This is a genomic window from Candidatus Defluviilinea gracilis, from assembly GCA_016716235.1.
Lineage (GTDB): Bacteria > Chloroflexota > Anaerolineae > Anaerolineales > Villigracilaceae > Defluviilinea > Defluviilinea gracilis.
In genome coordinates, this window is the sequence record JADJWS010000001.1 from 1,017,697 (window position 1) to 1,037,469 (window position 19,773).

The 19,773-nt window shown below is 55.2% G+C and carries 16 protein-coding genes; 6 read left to right on the forward strand and 10 right to left on the reverse strand.

Annotation, left to right across the window (positions count from 1 at the left end):
• The first annotated feature begins 236 nt into the window (after positions 1-236).
• Entirely contained in the window at positions 237-1,046 is an 810-nt protein-coding gene (locus IPM31_04755) for a GNAT family N-acetyltransferase (protein ID MBK9006285.1), read from the forward strand.
• A 93-nt stretch (positions 1,047-1,139) separates the two neighbouring features.
• On the opposite strand, the gene IPM31_04760 is transcribed toward IPM31_04755, so the two are convergent.
• From IPM31_04760 to IPM31_04800, 9 genes are all read right to left on the reverse strand, one after another.
• A complete protein-coding gene (locus IPM31_04760; GenBank protein MBK9006286.1) occupies positions 1,140-1,859 on the reverse strand; it encodes a hypothetical protein in 720 nt (239 codons plus the stop codon).
• A gap of 128 nt (positions 1,860-1,987) precedes the next feature.
• Positions 1,988-3,217, reverse strand: a complete 1,230-nt coding sequence (locus tag IPM31_04765) for an MFS transporter (protein MBK9006287.1) — start codon at positions 3,215-3,217, stop codon at positions 1,988-1,990.
• Between the two features lie 110 nt (positions 3,218-3,327).
• Positions 3,328-4,542, reverse strand: coding sequence for an exonuclease SbcCD subunit D (locus tag IPM31_04770; protein ID MBK9006288.1), 1,215 nt, complete (start codon positions 4,540-4,542; stop codon positions 3,328-3,330).
• Between the two features lie 159 nt (positions 4,543-4,701).
• The gene (locus tag IPM31_04775) at positions 4,702-6,042 is read right to left on the reverse strand and encodes a C39 family peptidase (GenBank protein ID MBK9006289.1); all 1,341 of its coding nucleotides are present in this window, start codon (positions 6,040-6,042) and stop codon (positions 4,702-4,704) included.
• A 63-nt stretch (positions 6,043-6,105) separates the two neighbouring features.
• Positions 6,106-7,992, reverse strand: a complete 1,887-nt coding sequence (gene dnaK, locus IPM31_04780) for a molecular chaperone DnaK (protein MBK9006290.1) — start codon at positions 7,990-7,992, stop codon at positions 6,106-6,108.
• A gap of 120 nt (positions 7,993-8,112) precedes the next feature.
• A complete protein-coding gene (locus IPM31_04785) occupies positions 8,113-10,716 on the reverse strand; it encodes a DEAD/DEAH box helicase (GenBank protein ID MBK9006291.1) in 2,604 nt (867 codons plus the stop codon).
• A 4-nt stretch (positions 10,717-10,720) separates the two neighbouring features.
• A complete protein-coding gene (locus tag IPM31_04790; GenBank protein MBK9006292.1) occupies positions 10,721-11,737 on the reverse strand; it encodes a flippase-like domain-containing protein in 1,017 nt (338 codons plus the stop codon).
• An 84-nt stretch (positions 11,738-11,821) separates the two neighbouring features.
• A complete protein-coding gene (locus IPM31_04795) occupies positions 11,822-12,547 on the reverse strand; it encodes a zinc metallopeptidase (GenBank protein MBK9006293.1) in 726 nt (241 codons plus the stop codon).
• Positions 12,548-12,601: 54 nt separating this feature from the next.
• Positions 12,602-13,858, reverse strand: a complete 1,257-nt coding sequence (locus IPM31_04800; protein MBK9006294.1) for a S41 family peptidase — start codon at positions 13,856-13,858, stop codon at positions 12,602-12,604.
• A gap of 377 nt (positions 13,859-14,235) precedes the next feature.
• Here IPM31_04800 and IPM31_04805 point away from each other — a divergent pair, with 377 nt between their 5' ends.
• Positions 14,236-14,631: a transposase gene (locus IPM31_04805; protein MBK9006295.1), complete on the forward strand. Its 396-nt coding sequence runs from the start codon at positions 14,236-14,238 to the stop codon at positions 14,629-14,631.
• 235 nt (positions 14,632-14,866) lie between these two features.
• Positions 14,867-15,208, forward strand: coding sequence for a transposase (locus IPM31_04810; protein ID MBK9006296.1), 342 nt, complete (start codon positions 14,867-14,869; stop codon positions 15,206-15,208).
• A gap of 363 nt (positions 15,209-15,571) precedes the next feature.
• On the opposite strand, the gene IPM31_04815 is transcribed toward IPM31_04810, so the two are convergent.
• A complete protein-coding gene (locus IPM31_04815) occupies positions 15,572-16,204 on the reverse strand; it encodes a pyrimidine 5'-nucleotidase (GenBank protein MBK9006297.1) in 633 nt (210 codons plus the stop codon).
• Positions 16,205-16,277: 73 nt separating this feature from the next.
• Between IPM31_04815 and mutL the strand changes: the two genes are divergently transcribed.
• The 3 genes from mutL to IPM31_04830 are packed head-to-tail and all read left to right on the forward strand — an operon-like array spanning position 16,278 to position 19,671.
• Complete coding sequence (gene mutL, locus IPM31_04820) at positions 16,278-18,089, forward strand: DNA mismatch repair endonuclease MutL (GenBank protein ID MBK9006298.1); 1,812 nt, start codon at positions 16,278-16,280, stop codon at positions 18,087-18,089.
• A complete protein-coding gene (locus IPM31_04825; protein MBK9006299.1) occupies positions 18,079-18,723 on the forward strand; it encodes a GGDEF domain-containing protein in 645 nt (214 codons plus the stop codon). The genes mutL and IPM31_04825 overlap by 11 nt, the downstream gene beginning before the upstream one ends.
• The gene (locus IPM31_04830; protein MBK9006300.1) at positions 18,724-19,671 is read left to right on the forward strand and encodes an alcohol dehydrogenase catalytic domain-containing protein; all 948 of its coding nucleotides are present in this window, start codon (positions 18,724-18,726) and stop codon (positions 19,669-19,671) included.
• Positions 19,672-19,773 lie beyond the last annotated feature (102 nt).

Consider the following 19,773-nt stretch of genomic DNA (forward strand, 5'->3'; position numbering starts at 1 on the left):
AGTCATTTTCGCCACACACCTGCCCTGGCGGACGGCGCCAGGAGAGACCACAGGGAAAAAGAGCGCCTCTCAAAGGTCTCAGTCTAAGCTAGCGATACTTATGCAAGAGATCAAATAAAAACAAATCGTTCCTGACGCAATTGCGCCGCGTCAAGACAAGCGGCGCGATTTGCCAGACCAATCGAACCGTCGCCCTAAAACAGTAACCATTGCGAGGGGAAATACGTCATAACTGCATGACCAATGCGCGAAACGATATCCTCAATTGGTGGGCGGTAGAGGCGATGATCGCCTCGTATAACCATGTCTATCAGGTGGTGTATGGCACGCGCTACGAAGAGGCGGGTCCCATCGGCGTATCCCTGTACAACGACGCGCCGATCGCCTCCTTCCATTATGAATTCCTTGCCCTGAGCGCGGATATTCACAAGGTGACCGATGCCGTTCGGGCGTATCCGATCCCCGAGGGGAAAAAGCACATCGTAAATATTTTTCATACAAGCCCCAGCGATCTCAGCCTGAAAGAACATTTTTCAACGCTGGGGTACGAGTTCGCGCGCGCCGCCCCCATTGTGGGCTACGACCTGCCCTTGCAGGTAAGCACCATCCCGCTCAACATCCACAAAGCAATATCCATACAACAGACCGAAGCCGCCAATAATAGCCTGACGACTGAGGGAGAACGCATTCACGTGCAAACCCTGCGCGATACGCGCATCCACAACTTCTTTATCAAGGAAGGCGGGTTGGCAGTGGGATGGGTGCAACTCGTAACGAAATATCGCGGCGTGGGCTACATCAACCAACTGTACGTATTGGAGGAATATCGCCAGCGCAGGCTTGCCACCGCGCTTGTCCATGCCGCCCATTCGGAGGCGATCAGGTTGGGCGTGAAGAAAATGGTCGCCATCCCGTCGGATATGTCGTTGCACCTCTTCCGCCGCATGGGGTATCGGCCGTTGTTGTTTTTCTCCGTGTTCCGCCCGAAGCCGTTCAGAAAAACATGGCTGTACGATCAGCCGGGCGTATCCCACCCTCCACCGTAATCAAAGACGCCGCGCATTCGCGCGGCGTCTTTGATTGTTGGATGTTCTTCAATTGTAGGAGAAGAGTTGAAGAAGGAAAAACTTTGGGAGAGTTTACCTCCGGTAGGAAGGATTTTCATTGCCTCCCGCTTGCGCCGTCATACCAATGGGGTGATAGGTAGGCTCGTTATAGAGCGGTTGCGAGTAGTTCGCAGGGGCGGGTTTGGGCGCGGAACGCGGGAAGGTTGAATTGGAAGCCCGAGCAGGCTCACTGGAGGGACGGTACGCGGGTCGGTTATTGAAACTCTGGCGGGCAGAGGGGTTGTCATCTAGCGAGAAGAGTCGTTCGCCGGCAATCGAGAAGGTGTTGATCAACAGCACGCGGATCATGAGCACCATCCCTGCCACGAGCGCCGGCACTACTTTTGTCATTGTTGCCTGCCCAAGCAGAGCGCCGCCTTGGGCATTGTGCTGGAGAATGGCAAGCGACACTCCCCACCAGGTGAGCGTTGCATTGAACGCCGCGGCGAGTAACCAGGCGCCAAGCAAATACCAGACTTCGGCGGGTTCGTCTCGACCCTTTTCGGGGGTGAAGATGCGGGCAATGCCGGCAAAGTCGATGCCGCAGAAAGCGAGCGCCAGGATGGTCGCCCATTTGAACGGACCAAACGCCAGATCGCCCAGGATATCGCGCAGGGCGAACGCCGTGCTGGAGAAGTTGAAGATTTCAAACCCCAGCAGGGCGCTGAGGATGATCCCCCCAAAGATCAACCCGCGCTTGTGGGCGGCATTCTGAATGAGGGGAAGTAGTTTGAAAGACAAAGAACGGTTCATGGGAGTCTCCTGTGGGTTTAACCACAACACAAAGGGGGAACGATCAACGCCCACAGTTTAGAACACTTGTTCTATTTTGTCAAGGTTTGATTATTTGAAAATATTCATCATCACCGCCCCACCAGGAATCACATCGTCTTCGCGCGTTCCGCCATTTGCGTTCGCAGGTGACTCGTGTCTTTCTCAATGGTGAACAAGGCGCCAAGATAGAACAGGAAACAGATCACCCATGCGGTGACGCAGATGATCATGATGGAAAACGTTTTGTCTCCGGTGGCGAGGATCAACACGCCGGTGAGCGCTGGCGCGGTGACCGCTCCGCTGTTCTCGATGAAGTATTCGATGGCTTGCGCCGTCGAGCGGACTTCGGGGACCGTCACGTCGTAGACGGTGGCGACCACGTTCGGGGACGAAAGAGGCATAAAAATGGCAGTCAGGCACATGAGGAGAAAGAAGCGGTTCGGTTGATCCAGCGGCGTGGTCATGGCAAAGTAGAGGAAGATCGCGCCGAGCAAAACTCCCGCGCTGGAGACAAGGATACGTCCCTTTTTTGTTCGTTGGAAAAAGAAATCACCGAGAAACCCGCCGACGATATACCCCGCCGCGAGAATCAAAATGACGGGCGCCATCGTGGCAATGATCCTGTTGGAATCGTAGCCGCGCTCGGTTTCAAGATATCCGAAGAAAAAGAAGATGATCACCTGAATCGGAAACACGCCCGCGAAGCCTTGTAAAAAGATGAACCACATCGTGCGCTTTTGGAAGATCTGCTTCGCCTCTGCCCATGAAAAACGGAAGGTTGCCATTTCGGGAACATTCTCGAATTCGGGTTCGGCTTTGCCGCGCGGCATTTCCTTCACGCCAAAGTAAATGAAGAGGGCGATCACAATTCCCAAACCACCCGTGATGTAAAAGACCGAGCGCCAGCCGCCGATGAGCGGCGCGACCATTTGTCCGAGGATCAAGCCCATCAAAAACCCAAGGGGTTGCGCCACTTGCAAAATCCCATACACTTTACTGCGCAAGTTCGGACCGAAATAATCGGCGATGAGCGTGTAAATGCCGGGGTACGATGAATCGTCAATGCCTGTGGAAGCGCGCGTAATTAAAAATCCCGTGTACGTGCGGACGACCGCGTTCAGCCAGGTCGTCGCGCCCCAAATGAACGACGCCAACGCGAGCAGTTTGGAACGCGCGTAACGGTCGTATAAATAGCCCCACAGCGGATACAACACCGTCGCCACCGCCAACGCGCCCGAATTCACCAAGCCCCATTGGAAATCATTGATGCCGAACGTTTCGCTGATCTGCACTTGCAGAGAGCCGATCATCAACTTGTCAGTCTGATGCAATAGCATAAAAAAGAAAAAGATCCCGACGACGAACCAGCGGTAGTTGGGGTTCTTTGGCGACAAGGTTCACCTCTCTCAATTTACGATTTCAGATTTACGATTTACGATTGGCGATTTTAGATTTGATCTTCCGAGATAATTTCCTGCGCGAGTTTTTTTAATTCGTCCGCGTCGTTCACCTTCGCCGAATCTAAATATTGCCCAAGCAGTTCGAGCGGGCTCATACTGCTGACCACCTGCCCCTCAGGGATACGAACACGCGCCTCGATCTTCGGTTTCTTCACGAGATGGAACTCGAACGCATCCGCCGCAAATTTTCGCAACGCCGCTTCGTCGATCAACGCATCCCATTCGCGCGGATATTCGACGATCAACTTGACAATTGCCTCGGACATATCTCTCGGCAACTGGGATTTCAATACCTCGGTCACGTTCTCATCGGACGTGAGGCTGGTTCGCCTTTCGATAAAGCGGCGCGTCCCTTCGATCTTTTTCCACTCCACGTTCGTCTTTCCCCGCTCCACCTCGGCGATGATGTAAAACTTATCGTCCTTCGCCTCGCCGAAATCAATCCGCTCGATAGAGCCTGGATAAACGACGGGCGGATGATTCCCTTCGTTCACATCCTGCGGTTTGTGGATGTGTCCCATCGCGACATAATCGAGGCGCGGGTCTTTCACCAACGAAGTTGGCAGAACCAAATCGCTTCCCAACATTACCATACGTTCCATGCCAAACGTCGCGCCTTCGACGGAGGCATGGGCGGTGAGAATGAGAGGCAGTGTCTTGTCTGCTTCTTTTATGTATTCTTCGATGAGATCAGAAATTCTAGATTCGAGGCTGGAAAAAATCTCACTCGTGTCCGCCGCGCTCATTTCGAGATTCGCCATCAAGCCTGAGCGTGTGACCCACGGCATGGCAATGACTTGCGCAGGCACATCCCACAGATCGCTGGGCGACAAAAACTGCGGCTTGTCCAACACTTTGATGAACGGCACGTGCAACGTGTCGAACTCTTGAATCGCGTGCGCGCGTCCAATGGCTGGAGAAAGATCGTGATTGCCAACCAGAAGCAAGGTCGGGATTTTCGCTTGCGAGAGTCGCACGATGCGCTTGCCCCACTCGCGTTGAAATGTCGGCGCGGGAGAACGGTCTTTGTAGGCGTCTCCCGCGAAGATGACCAAGTCCACCCGTTGAGAGATCGCCGCGTCCACGATGGTATCCAGCGACTTGAGGAAATCCAGCACACGGAAGGGCAATCCCGTTTCGGGGTCATGGCGTCCGTAGTTAGCCATGTCAATATGCGCGTCGGCGAAGTGGAGGAGTTTCATTTCATGTTTACTCTGGTGGTTGAGTAGGGTTGAGCGTTCGTTGCGAAGCCCGTATCGAAACCACCGATAACCTTCAAACAGTATGTTTCATGCTGGCTGGTGGTTTCGATACGTCCCGCGACGAGCATCGCGGGACAACTCAACCACCGAGGTAACTTCTTATGGCTGAACCCCTAAGTCCTGCAACGCCTGAATCGCCGGACCCCACTTGGGATGCAGTCTCAGCGCTTCGCGATAATCGGCGATGGCACCGGGCGTGTCGCCGATCATATACTTGGCTCGCCCGCGCCAATAGATGCTTTCTTCCAATGTCGGCTTGGAAATGGTGTCGATCAATGTGACGTTGGCAAGATCGATCACATCTTGGTATCGCCCGGTATAGAAATACGCCTTGTAGGGACCCGTTTGATACCACATCATGCGGTACGGACGCTGTTTGTCGTCTTTGCCTAATTCGTTGTAAATTGCAAACGCCTGATCGAAAGCCGCCGCCGCGTCGGCATACTCGAACAATTCCACATGGCTCGTCCCTTTGGCGAACCACGCGAAGTATTGGTCAATGCCTTCGGAATCGGCAATGCGCTCTTCGGCAATTTCCCGGGCGCGGTTCGATGCCCAGGTATCATCGGCATACGGACCCAACACTTGTAACAATTCGGCTTCGCGTTCAGGCGCATACACCACGATAAAAATATTATCGAACGACAGCCATGCTTCGCTTGACGTGAACTCTTCATAAGAGATTCGAAAGTTGGGACCGTCATTCCACGTGTCTTGAACGGTCAACTCGCCTTTGGCGTCGTCATAGCCTGTGACGAATTGATAATGCCCAAGCCAGGCAATCTTGCCCGTGTAATCTTTTTCGTAATAGCCTTTTTCCGCGATGAACGGAAAACCCGCCGCGAGCAATCGCTTCGCCACATCAATATCGCCGCCGAGACGAGACAACGCGCGATATTCGGTCTCATCGTTGACGAAGCCCACCAACTCGTACGGCATCACGTTGACGTCACTGCGTCCCTGTTGGATAAAGTCGAGTTTGGGATCCTGAATCCCCGGCTTGATGACGCGGGCGATGTCGTCGCGGTTGCCGCCCCAGCCGACGAAGTCCAACGCCATCGTGAGATTGGCGGGACCGCAATAATTCCAGCGGTTGCGTTGGTCCACATATTTGAACCCGGTCAACGAAACGGAAGCAGGCAGAGGCGTGGAAGTGACCGTCGGCGTCAGCGTTGGACCCGGCTTGGGAGTCGAAGTCGCATCGAGCGTTTGAGTCGCGACGCGGGTTTGCATCAACTCTGTGGCGGCGCTATCAACCGGCGATTGTTGCTGCGGTTGGAAGGTGGCTTCGTCGGGCGGGTTGATGAGGTATTTGATGCTGGAGACCCAACCGTCAATGCGCGGCATGGCGCGTGAATAGACGGGCGGGAGAAAAAAGATGATGATGCCGAGGGCGATCAGAATCGGCGCGATCCACTTGCGGTTAAAACGTTTTTGCATGGGAAGATTATATAACAAAAAGACCCGTGAGGTTTTGTAAACCTCACGGGTCTAATTTCTTTATTACTCTTTCACTTCACCGTCGATCACATCGCCATCGGTCGGCGGGACAGACGGTCCGCCCGCCGCTTCAGGTTGCGGCTGACCTTGGGCATAGAGTTGCTGGCTCAGCGCGTGGAAGGTTTGCTCCACTTTTTCAGAGGCTTGCTTGATGCGGTTGATGTCGTCGCTCTGCGCGGCAGATTTGAGTTCATCGATCTTGCCGTTTATATCCTGCGCGTCTGCGCCTGAGACTTTATCGCCGAGGTCGCGCAAAGCTTTTTCAGTTTGATACACGAGGTTGTCTGCCGTGTTCTTGGCATCGATCAACTCGCGGCGTTTGCGGTCGTCCGCTTCGTGCGAGCGCGCTTCGTTCACCATGCGGTCAATGTCGCTCTTGTTCAAATTCGTCGAAGCGGTGATCGTGACTTTCTGCTCTTTGCCGGTAGCTTTGTCTTTGGCGGTCACATTCAAGATGCCGTTCGCGTCGATGTCGAACGTCACTTCCACTTGCGGAATGCCGCGCGGCGCGGGCGGGATGCCGTCGAGTCGGAATCGCCCAAGCGACATATTATCGCCAGCCATCGGGCGTTCGCCTTGCAACACGTGGATGTCCACTGCGGTTTGATTATCTGCCGCCGTCGAATACGTTTCCGTTTTGCGGACAGGGATGGTTGTGTTGCGTTCGATCATCTTGGTCATCACACTGCCCATCGTTTCGACGCCCAAGGAGAGCGGGGTCACGTCGAGCAGGAGGATATCCTTCACTTCACCGCCGAGCACGCCGCCTTGAATCGCCGCGCCGACTGCGACCACTTCATCGGGGTTCACGCCTTTGTTCGGCTCTTTGCCGTTCGTCAGTTTGCGGACCAGGTCATGCACCATCGGCATACGCGATGAGCCGCCGACGAGAACAACTTCATTTAATTTGCCCGCGTCAATGCCGGCGTCTTTCAACGCGGCTTCGAACGGTTTGCGGCAACGGTTGAGCAAGTCTTCGGTCATCTGCTCGAATTTTGCGCGCGAAAGTTTCAACTGCAAGTGTTTCGGACCGGAAGCGTCTGCTGTGATGTACGGCAGATTAAGTTCTGTCTCCATCACCGTGGAAAGTTCGATCTTCGCTTTCTCCGCGGCTTCACGCAGACGTTGCAACGCGGGGCGGTCGTTGCGCAAGTCAATGCCTTGTTCGCGCTTGAATTCATCCGCCGCCCAGTTGACGATCTTTTGATCCCAGTCGTCGCCGCCGAGGTGAGTGTCGCCGTTCGTGGCTTTCACTTCGATCACGCCTTCGCCGACTTCCAGCACCGACACGTCGAATGTGCCGCCGCCGAGGTCGAAGACGAGAATCGTTTCATCTTTCTTTTTATCGAGTCCATACGCAAGCGCGGATGCAGTCGGTTCGTTGATGATACGCATCACTTCGAGACCGGCAATCTTGCCCGCGTCTTTCGTGGCTTGTCGTTGGCTGTCGTTGAAATACGCGGGGACAGTGATGACCGCCTGCGTGACGGGCGATCCCAAATACGCTTCGGCATCCGACTTCAACTTGCCCAGGATCATCGCCGAAATTTCCTGCGGGGAATATTCGCGGTTCGTGATCGGGATTTTCACGCGCACGTCGCCCGTCGGGCCTTTTACCACTTCATATGGGACCATCTTGCGTTCCGATTCAACTTCATCGAAGTGACGTCCGATGAAACGCTTGATGGAGTAGATCGTGTTTTCAGGGTTGATGACCGCCTGCCGCTTCGCCGTCTGACCGACGAGTCGCTCGGCGTTTTTATTAAATGCCACAACTGACGGCGCGAGCCGCCCGCCCTCGGCGGTTGAGATCACGGTTGGCGAGCCGCCTTCCATGACCGAAACGACAGAGTTGGTTGTGCCTAAGTCAATGCCAATGATTTTGCTCATGTGTGTCTCCTTACAAGGTCTGCGAGTGACAGTCCTCTTTGAATGAACTGTCGCCACTTAATTTCAATGTCCCCATCTTAATCGTCTTGCGCAAGAAAACTATTAACGCAATGTAGAAATTTAGTCTGACGATCGCGTAAGGACTTTGAGAATCTCGAGCGCTTCCTGCTTGCCGCCGTATCCATTCTCGCCGCCAGGCCCGACGCATGAAGGACAGCCATCCGCGCAGGCGCACGCGCCGACCAATTCCAATGCGCGGGCGAGGAGTTGATCGTGAAGTTCGAACAATTTCTGGCTGAAACCGATCCCCGCCGGGATGGAGTCATATAACACGATGGCGGGCATGCCGAAGATTTTATTTTCAACAGGCTCGATGTGCGTTCCCAGATCTGCCGAGTCGCACATCAAAAATAACGGCGCGAGATTCGCCAGCACATAGGCAAGCCCCGCCAGCCCGCTTCTCATGCGCACGTTCTGCTCTACTTTATGATGGCAGGATGGGCACAGCGTTGTGAGATTCTCCACACGATTTGCTTCTTCGCGCGATGCGAACGCGCGGAAAGGGACTTTGTGATGCACATCATGTTGGCGGCTCGACTCCACCGCGCCGCATACCTGACAGGTGAACTTGTCTCGCCCGCGGACGCGTTCTCGAATCTTGTCCCAGCCGGGTCCGTAGTCGTTGGGGTCGTTGGACCAAGCCCCAAGGTCGCGCAGATGCGCGATCGTTTCTTCGGAGAGAGTCAGCCAGTAGCCGGTCGTCTGCAATTCGGAGGGAGGTAAATCCAGCGGTTCCTCGCCAAGATTTTCATGGGTGTGCCAGCGTCGTTTGCGAAAGCCGGTCACTTGCGTGGTGATTTTGAGTTCGCCCCATGATTTTGACGCGCCCACGCCCGCTTCGACAGGCTCAGCGCGGCGCCCGGAATCTTTCACGGGTGGAGGAGGAGATTCCTCCGCGACAGATAACAACTCCACTTCGGTTTGTTGCAACGGCTCGGTGTAGTAATCGCTGACGAACGGTTTGAGGCGCGCGATACGCTCCGCCAGATTCAATTCTTCGACCAGATAGGCTTGCGCTTCGTGCAAGTAGACCGCGCCGGGATGAACCATCCACACCGCGCTTTCGCCGTCAACGATCCCAATGGTCAATGGTCTGTCGTCGATCGTGGTTTGCAAAACAAAACTTTGCGGAGATGCGGATCGCAGGGAAATGTTTGCGGCGGGGTATACGTCTGCCATCCAGAAAAATTTTTCATTCGAGAGATGCGCCTCGCCATTGGAAAGTAGAAAGTGGAGATACTCTTCAATGATTTCTCCGGATAAAGAGCCGAAGCCTTCGCCTTTTGGAAACGGCAGTTCAAACATGGCGCACCGCAAATGTTCCAGCAAGATCAACAGATGATCGGGGTTGATCAACGCTTGCTCAGGCGAGCGCTCGAAGAAATATTCGGGATGATGCGCGAGGAACTGGTCGATGGGGCTGGGAGACGCCACCAGCACACTGACAGCGGATTCCAACCCGCGTCCCGCGCGACCGGCTTGCTGTCTCGCCGAAGCGACAGTGCCCGGATAGCCGACGAGGATCGCCGCGCCCAGCCCGCCGATGTCGATGCCGAGTTCGAGCGCATTGGTAGCAACAACAGTTTTGATCGCGCCGTCGCGGAGTCCTTTTTCGATCTCTCTGCGTTGGCTTGGCAGGTATCCACTGCGATACCCGCGTACCGTCGACCGGGGATTGGGCAGAGACTCGTAGCCAATCAGCGGGGACTCGATGCTTGAGTCTGGGGTGAGTTCGCCTTGTAAATAACTCAGAATGATCTCAACGCTTCGCCTGGAGCGCGCAAACACCACGGTCTGAACATTGCTGTTGATCAATTCCCGCGCGAGCCGCACCCCTTCGAGCAGGGATGATTTCCTTAAGCCCAATGATTCATCCACGAGCGGCGGGTTGTAGAGCAGGAAGTGGCGCGGTCCGCGGGCGGAGCCGTCGTTGTCAATGAGAGTTACCGGTTCCTCGATGAGTTTTTCGGCGAGTTCTTTTGGGTTGCCAATGGTGGCGGATGCCAAAATGAATTTTGGCGCGCTGTTGTAAAACGCGGCGACCCGTTTGAGTCTGCGAATTACATTGGCAACGTGAGAGCCGAAGACGCCGCGATAGGTGTGGGCTTCATCGATTACGACGAATTTGAGGTTTGCGAAAAATTCCAGCCAGTTGGTGTGATGCGGAAGGATGCCGGTGTGAAGCATATCGGGGTTGGTCAACACGATGCGCGCGGTTTTGCGGATGGAGGGGCGGGCGGAGGAGGGGGTGTCGCCGTCGTAGATTGCGGGCGTCAAGTTCCAGGTTTCAAGTTTCAAGTTGGTAAGCGCGGAAAGTTGATCTTGCGCGAGGGCTTTGGTTGGGAAGAGGTATAACGCGCGCGCGTTTGGGTTGGCGAGTAACTCGGAAAAAACCGGCAGGTTGTAGGCGAGCGTTTTGCCCGAGGCGGTGCCGGTGGAGAGGATCATGTTCTGGTTTTGTTGAGTCGCTGTCCATGCTTCGAGTTGATGCGAGTAGAGGGAGTGAATTCCACTGGCGATGAGGGCTTGGGAAAGCGGGGCAGGCAGACCCGTCGGAAAAGGATGCGTTTGCGCGGGACGCGGGGGAAACGTCTGCCAGGCAGAGATGTTGGGGGCGGTGGCTTCGTCGCGTTTCCACGAATCCAGTAGTGAAGTGATGGTCATATCTTCAGACGGGGCTTTCCGGTGGAGTTGGGTTCATATGTAGAATGCGCAATGCCCATCCGCCAATGCCCAGCGGAAACCAGAATGTGACGCCGCGATATGCCAGCGTGACGATGATCGCCTGACTCCAAGGCACGTTAAGGGAGGAGAGCGCGAGCGGCATAATGCCCTCCACGATGCCAATGCCCGCGGGGGTGGGGGAAATGACTAAAAATAAATAGGAGATTGCAAACCCGCCGATGATGGTGCCGGCAGAAAAAGGGATTTGAAAGGCAAGGAAGATCGCCGCCAGCACGCTCATTAACATGGTTTTATTGAGCAGCGCCAATAACATGGGCTTGAGGAATTTCCGATAGTTTTGGGGGAGGGTTTGAAGGTCGGTTGCCAGTTCGCGGGCGTACTCGCGCATTTTTTCTTCGCTGAGGTAATCGCGATGGAGAAACGGGCGGGCGATACGGTTGAGGAAGCGGGCGATACGCGCCAGGGCGTTGCCCAACCGTACCTCCGATTTTGATCCAAGGTAGAAGAGAAATCCGAGCAAGGTTGCGATGGAGAACATGATGCCCGAAGCGGTGAGTTCGGCGGCGTCGAGGTGGTTGCGGCGAAAGAGCACGATCAGTCCCAGCGCAAGCACGCACAGAAAGGCAATGTAATCGAGGAAGATGTATAACATGCTGGCGATCGTCACTTTGCCGGTGGGTTGCCCCCTGCGGTTCGCTTCGCTGATGAAGACCGCCACCGCCCCCATCCCCGCGCTGGGCATCACTGTAGAGATAAAATTCCCCGCCGTAAAAAGAAGCGACAGTCGGTACAGCGTTTCATCCAAGCCGAGGATTCGATATAAGGCTAGGATCGTGGAACCCGCCACCAGTACCCACCCGCTTTCGATGAGCAGGGCGAGCAGGATGAACCAGAGGTTTCCGCGCCGGATGGTTTGGAGGATGCTTTCGATTTCGCCGAAACTGAGGTACACAAACCCCGCGCCTAAAAAGGCAAGCAGGATGACGATGAATTTCCGCATGGTGAAAGATTATACACAAGCAAACAAAAAACATCGGAATACAGCTCCGATGTTTTTTGGCGTGGGGCAATGATGGCTTGATTGTTAATCGTCGCGCCTGCCCATGCCGATGACAAGAAACACGTAGTACAGCAGTTGCATCACGGCGGTGAGCAGACCGGCGACATAGGTGAGCGCGGCGGCGTTCAACACTTGATTCACGCCGCGTTGTTCTTCCTCCGAGCGGATGATGCCCGCTTCAGCCACCAGTCGTTTTGCGCGCGCCGAGGCGTTAAGTTCCACGGGGAGGGTGGCGAGCGCGAAGAGCGCGCCGCCCGCGAAGAAGAAGACTCCGAGCCAGGCCAGTTCGGTGAAGCGGAAGATCAGCCCGGCGAGGATGAGGATCCAGCCGAGGTTCGAGCCGATGTTGACCATCGGGACGAGCGCGGAGCGGAATTTCATGGGGAGGTATCCTTCCGCGTCTTGCATCGCGTGACCGAGTTCATGCGCGGCGACCGCCACCGCCGCAACCGACGGGCTGTTTGCCACGTTCGGCGAAAGGTAGAGGGTTTTATCTTGCGGGTTGTAATGGTCGGTGAGATTGCCGCCCACGCCAAGCACGCGCACGTTCCGCAATCCGTCTGCGCCCGCTTCGCCCACGTACGCCGAACGCGAGATGAGTTGTTGCGCGGCTTGCGCGCCGGTGAGCCCACTGCTTGCGCGAATTTGGCTCCATTTGTTGTAGGCGTGTTTCACATACCAGGAGGCGATGCCCATCAAAAGCATGGATGGGAGCGCGACGCACAATAAATAGGTTGGGTCGAAAAACATTTTATTCTCCTTGTAAGCTTCACAGGTCTCAAAGACCTGTGAGGTCTGACGCCTTTACTTCCCTGCGATCAAATCTAACAACACTTCTACGGCTTTATCCAGTTGCGGATCGCGGTTGTTGGCGGCATCGTCTTCCGTCAATTCTACGATGAAATCAGGGGTTAAGCCTATGCCGTCAATGAGTCGTTCTTTCGGTGTGAGCCATCGGGCGACGGTCACACGCGCCGCGCCGTTTTCGCCCGAGAGCGGAATCCATTGTTGCACCGAGCCTTTGCCGTAGCTGATCACGCCGACGAGTTTCGCGCGTCCGTAATCTCTCAGCGCGCCCGCGAGAATTTCAGAAGCGGAGGCGGAACCTTCATTCACCAGCACAACGATGGGAAGGTCGGTGGCGCGCCCGTTGCCCAGCGCGTTGTAGGTGTCGCGCGTGCCGTCGCCGTATTGCTCATAGAGAATCACGCCTTGGTCGATGAATTCGGAAGCCACTTCAATGGAGGTTTGTAGGTATCCGCCGCCGTTATTGCGCAAGTCGATGATGATGCCCTTCGGGTTTTGAGGGAGGAGTTCTTCCAGCGTTGTGTTGAGTTCGCTGGTGGTCTTATCGCCGAACTGGTTGATGTCGATGTAAGCGATGTCGTTTTCGAGCATCTTGCCGGTCACGCTGGGGATGGTGATCTTGGCGCGGGTGATGATGAATTCCAGGGGTTCTTCCTGACCTTCGCGCGCCACGCTCAAGGTGACGGTTGTGCCCGCGGGACCGATGACTTTCTGACGCGCCTCTTCCGGCGGTGTGCCGGTCATATCCACGCCGTCGATGGCGATGATCAAGTCTCCGGCTTTCAGCCCTGCCGCTTCGGCGGGCGAGCCTTCGATAGGGCTGATGATGGATAGATACTCTCCGGTGGTATCCACGAACGCGCCGATGCCTTCGTATTCACCGGAAAGCGCCGAGGTTTCGGTCTCATACACGACCGGGTCCATGTAAAAGGTCTGCTTGTCGCCGACCGCTTCCATCATGCCGCGGATCGCGCCGCGCATCAGCGCCACATCGTCCAGCGGCTGATCGACGAATTCGCTGTGGACGATATTCCACGCCTCCCAGAATGGGGCGAACAGGGTCTGCATGTCTTCCGGGGTGGCAGAGAGTTGCTCCGGCGCGGCGGTGGGTTGCAGCGGAAACAAGTCGTTGACGATCGGCGGTTGCGAGCCGCCCGGGATGAAAAACCCGACGAGAATCCCCGCCGAGAATACGCCCGCGAGCAGGATCAACCCCACGAACAAGCCGAGTATGATTTTGATGGATTTATTCACGAATGCCTCCGTTTAGTTGCCTATGTAAGAAAGTGTCTGAAACGTCGAAACCTGCAATCTCGTCATATCATTCTGAGTGACGCCTCGCGCCACGAAGAATCTTTGATGCGCCATCAAGACTTCAAACGGGAGCAGAGATTCTTCACTCCCTTCAGTCGTTCCATTAGACTTGAAGTAGTATTGGAGTTGCCAAACAAGGGCTGAACAAGTCTAGAGCCGCTCACGAGGCAAACGCCGAGTCAAACTCAAATTCTGAAGCAGACCCAGCCCTTGTTGTGAACTATGCTTGATCAGTATTCAAGCCTGAAAGGCTAGTAATGGAGAATGCACGTTCACAAGTTGGCAAACCCAATACCCAAGTCCAAAAGAGGTTCAGAATGACAACATTTGTATCCTTTGTAGGTGTCGATATTGCATCCGCTTCTTTCTGGCCAGTGTTGGAACACAGCCGGAAAGTCACGGTCAAACCAACGAAATTCGAGAATGACGAAAATGGTTTCGTCTCCTTTCTCGGCTGGTTGCAGGAACACAACCTGAACGAAAGCACCGTGGTGTGTATGAACACAGGCGCTATAGTGAAGGCTGGCACTTCCAAGCCAGTGGTTATGGTGGCGGTCGAACCGCCGTTGAACATCCAGCGCAAGTTTCCTGTGAACGCTTCCAAAACCGATGAACTGGACTGCCAGTATATCGCCGAGAGCCTGCGCATGCGGACAAACTCTCCTTGTGGAAACCGAGAGCCGAGATTTTGGAGCAAGTCAAGCTACTGTTGACCACCGCCAGCACTTTTCGGTACAGTTACGGGACATAAGAACGCCTGGCACGCGATCCACCGCAAGAAGGTCTCGTCTGAACTTGCCAAGCACTCTCACCAGAACAGACGAGCAGATTACCAAGTCCATCAAAGAGATCGATAAGGATCCGTCGTTTGATTGAAAGGATCCAACCTTCAAACAGACCCTGCCTGCCTGGCATCGGGCGCAACTCGCCGCTCACTTACTGATCCTCATGCAGGAAACACTCGATCCAAGAAGTTTGGCGGCTTTCATCGGCATCTGCCCGATCAAGCATGAAAGTGGCTCTTCCTCTACTCGGCTCCAACTTCACGACACTTTGGGCCCAAAGTTACGCAAACTCCTTATGGCGGCCTGCCCGTGCGTACGCACAAAAAGCAGTTTCAGCAATACTTTTACCGCAAAGTCGCGGATGGCAAGCACAAAAACTGGCCCTCAACAACATCCAAAACAAGTCCTCAAGATTGCTTGTGCGTGTCCCTCGCAACAACCCTACCTTCCCAACTATGTTGCTGTCAATCCCCTGGTTTTTCAAAAAACCTTGACGGCTTCATAGTATTCAGAATGACATGAGCATGGTTTTCCTAAGATACTATGCCGTGATTAATGTTTGCTGAATTATGCGCAACGAATCTATTTAAATGATGTAAGCGGATCATTGGATTTTCTGTTCCGACGCCGAAGTCAGAAATATATCATCCCTTCGGGATTTGATTTTGGCTTGGATAAATTCTACAATCTTGCCATCCCTTCGGGATTGTTAATTTCCGGCTCTACTGTTATTAACGGGAAAGCCCAAAAACCTTAGCCACAGATTTCACAAATTCACACGGATTGTTTAAAACATTCGTGAACATCCGTGTAAATTCGTGGCAAAGAATCTTCCTGCGAGTCGTAATCCCGTCAGAAACGGGAGAGCCTAATTTCCCAACAATATCGGTAAACGAGTCCAATCGGTCAATACGCCGCTCGCTTCGGAGGTGGGTTCATCGGTTCCGTACAAAATGCTTGCCATGCCTACATCCAATGCGGCGCGGGTGGTGCGCGACAGGTCGTCGATCATCACGCACTTGCGCGGGTCGGGTTCGTCGGCAAGTTCCTGCGCAATGGCAAAGGATTCGGGCATGGGCTTGCAATACGGCGCGACCGCGTTGATATCCACGATGCCGGTGAAGAGATCGCCGAGGTCGAGCGCGGCGAGGACGCGTCGGGCGTGATTAGCGTCGGCGTTGGTGAAGACCAGTTTCCGTTGGGGAAGCGAAGCGATTATGTCCCGTTGAATCGGGTTGGGGGTGATGTAATCGCCGAGAGGCAGAGCATGAACAAAGGCGAGAAAATCATCCGTATCGATCTTGTGCCGCGCCTGTAAACCTCGCAACGTGGTGCCATACATTTTGAAATACTGTTCGCGCAAGGCGGGCGCGTCTTTTTCAGGGATGCCCATGCGCTCGATCATATATTGCTGGATGCGCCCGCGGATCGCCTGCCATAAACCGTTGGAGTTTGGGTAGAGCGTGTCGTCGAGGTCGAAGAAGAGGGTTGAGAATCGCATCGGGCGATTATAAAATACTCGCCCGTTTCTTGCGCGCGAAAAATCGGCTGTCAAGGGCGGGTATAATCGCGTCATGCCCATCCGCATGCTTTCGCCGGAAGTTGCCTCGCAGATCGCCGCGGGCGAAGTGATCGAGCGCCCCGCTTCGGTGGTGAAGGAATTGCTCGAAAACTCGCTCGACGCCGGCGCAAACACGATCGCCATCCATGTGGAGGAGGCGGGAAAAAAGCGGATCGAAATTGCGGATGACGGCGCCGGCATCCCTGCGGACGAGTTGGAACTTGCCGCCTCGCGTCATGCCACCTCGAAGCTGGTTCGCTCCGATGAACTTTTTTCCATCGTGACGCTGGGGTTTCGCGGCGAGGCGCTTGCCTCGATCGGCTCTGTGTCGCGGATGACGATCACCTCGCGGGTGGGTGGTGAAAAAGAAGGGGCGCGGTTCATGGTCGAAGGCGGGAAGAGTAAGAAGCCGACTAAAGTGGGCGCTACCGTTGGAACGGTGATTTGCGTGGAGGATCTGTTTTACAACGTTCCCGCCCGCTTGAAATTTCTCAAAACGGATACGACCGAACGCCGCGCCATCGATACCTTGGTCGCGCGCTACGCGCTCGCTTACCCCGCGAAACGATTCAAACTGACCGACGGAAAGAATGTGGTCTTGCAAACGGCGGGCGATGGCGACCGTCGCGCCATCCTTGCCGCGCTCTACGGTGTGGATGTGGCGAAGCAAATGCTTGAAGTCCACTCCATGGAAGAGGGCATGACCCTCGCGGGCTTCATCAGCCCAACATCGCTCACGCGCTCCAATCGAAAAGAAATTACTTTTTTCATTAATGGGCGCTGGGTACATGAGGTGGCATTGTCTACGGCATTGATGCAGGCGTATCATACGCTGTTGATGGTGGGGCGTTATCCTCTCGCGGCATTATTCCTCGAGATCAAACCTGAAGATGTGGATGTGAACGTGCATCCCGCCAAAGCGGAGGTGCGATTCAGGAATCAAGATAAAGTGTTCAGTTTCGTGCAACGATCCGCGCGGAAGGCGTTGCTGGCGTATTCGCCGGTTCCGAATGTCGCGCCGAGTTTGTGGGGAGGGCGAAGTGTGTCAGTGGAATCAAATTCAGTGGGGTTGGATTGGACAATTGGGCATGATAATCAAGTGAACAGTGATCAGTTATCAGTGAACGGAGACTTGATGCTTCGACAGGCTCAGCACGGCGAACCAGAGACTGACGCTCAATCTCCAACCTCTAATCTCCATTCTCCCAATTCTCAAGTTCAATCCTCATCGTTTGCCCGCATCCCTCTCTTGCGGTTGATCGGTCAGATCGGCGCGGCGTACCTTGTGGCAGAGGGACCCGATGGGCTGTATCTCATCGACCAACATGCCGCGCACGAACGCGTGTTGTTCGAAAAACTCATGGCGCAACGCGAGATGAAGAGCATCGCCTCGCAAGCCCTGCTGACGCCGGTTGCGGTCACCTTGCCGCCCCAATCCACCCAATTGCTCATGTCGCAATTGCCGGTTTTGAAGTATTTTGGTTTTGACGTGGAGGAGTTTGGTCCGAACACGTTCCAAATCCGCGCGATGCCCGTCTTGTTCTCAGGCAGTGATCCCTCCGCGGCGTTGCGGGCGCTGGTAGAGGATTTTGAAGAGGATGAGGCGCCGCTGAAAGATGAAGTGGAGAAAAAACTCGCCGCCCGTGTATGCAAACGTATGGCGGTGCGAGCGGGCATGTCGCTTTCCAACGAAGAACAGCGCGCCCTGCTTGCCGACCTCGAAACCTGCGATTCGCCGCGGACGTGTCCGCATGGGAGACCGACGATGATCCATCTTTCTGTAGACGTGCTCGAACGTCAATTTGGGAGGCGCGGTGCCAGATAACGATACCTTGAACAAGGAATACAACCAACTGGTGAACGATTTTAGAGCGCTGGAGGATGAAGTCCGGCGGATTCGACGCACCCTGGAGATCAAAGAGATCGAACTCAAGGCAGTGCTGGCGCAATCGCACGAGATCAGCAATACCGACGCGCTCACCTTTTTGCCGAACCGCCGCAAGATCATTGTGGATTTGCAGGAAGAGGTCATCCGCGCCGCGCGATATAATACGCCGTTGTCCATCTCGATGGTGGATATCGATCACTTCAAACAAGTCAACGACACATACGGTCACGCCGCGGGCGATGAAGCCCTGCGCACGATCGCGGCGCGACTGCGCGAGCAGATCCGCCACCCGGATACCCTCGGTCGCTACGGCGGCGAGGAGTTCCTGATCGTGCTCCCCAATAGCGAATTGAACGCCGCTCAAGAACAGGCTTCGCGTTTATGCGCCCACATCCGCACCTTGCAGGTGGAAGCGGCAAAACAAAAGAGCATTTCGCTGACTGTGAGCATCGGCGTGGCGCAATTCAAGAACGGGCAGGAAGACTGGGAACAGTTCCTGCATCGCGCCGATACCGCCATGTATGCGGCAAAGAACGGCGGGCGAAATCGTTGGATGGCGACGGAGGAGTAGATGAAAGCGCTTTGGCTCGAGAATAACAAGATCGATTTCCGCGAAGTCTCTCAACCTCAAAAACCCAATGAGGCTTTGATAAAGATTCGCAAAGCCGGTATTTGCAGTACCGACCTCGAACTGGTCAAGGGATATTATCCATACGCGGGAATTCTGGGGCATGAGTTCGTGGGCGAAGTAGCCAAAGCGGATGACGCTTCGTGGGTCGGTCAACGCGTGGTGGGCGAGATCAATGCGGTGTGCGGTCAATGCGAACAATGCCTGAACGGACGCCCCACACATTGCGAGTCTCGAACCGTGCTGGGAATCGTCAACCGTGACGGGGTATTTGCCGAGTATGTTTGCCTGCCCGTCGCCAACCTTCACCGAGTCCCCGCTTCTGTTCCGGACGGGATGGCTGTGTTCACCGAGCCTCTTGCCGCCGCGCTTGAGATTCAAGAGCAGATCAACATCAAGCCGGGCGACCGGGTCCTGCTCGTTGGCGCGGGGCGGCTCGGTCAACTCATCGCGCAGACGCTGGCGTTGACCGGCTGCGATTTGCGCGTGGTTGCGCGGCACAAACGCCAACAGGAATTGTTAACCGCGCGCGGGATTCGAATCATTACCGAAGAAGAGATTCAACGCTGGCGGTGGGATGTTGTCGTGGAAGCGACCGGGTCGCCGAGCGGGTTTGCGTTGGCGAGGCAGGCTATACGTCCGCGAGGAACGCTGGTGTTGAAATCCACATATAAAGGCGAGATGAGCGTCGATTTTTCATCCATCGTGGTGGATGAGATCAACCTGATCGGTTCACGCTGTGGCCCATTCGAGCCGGCTTTGCGGCTGATGGAATCCCGCCAGGTGGACCCGACGGTGTTGATCGATGCGGAGTATTCGCTGACGGACGCGATGAAGGCATTCGAACATGCGACGCGACCCGGCGCGCTGAAAGTTGTGTTAAATCCGTAGCGCTTACGCAGTTGAATCTGTTGCGCCGTAGTTGCACTGCGGCAGTGGCAGTGCGACTGCCCGCCAACTGCGTAAGCCCTGATCTGTAAAAAAAACGGCGAC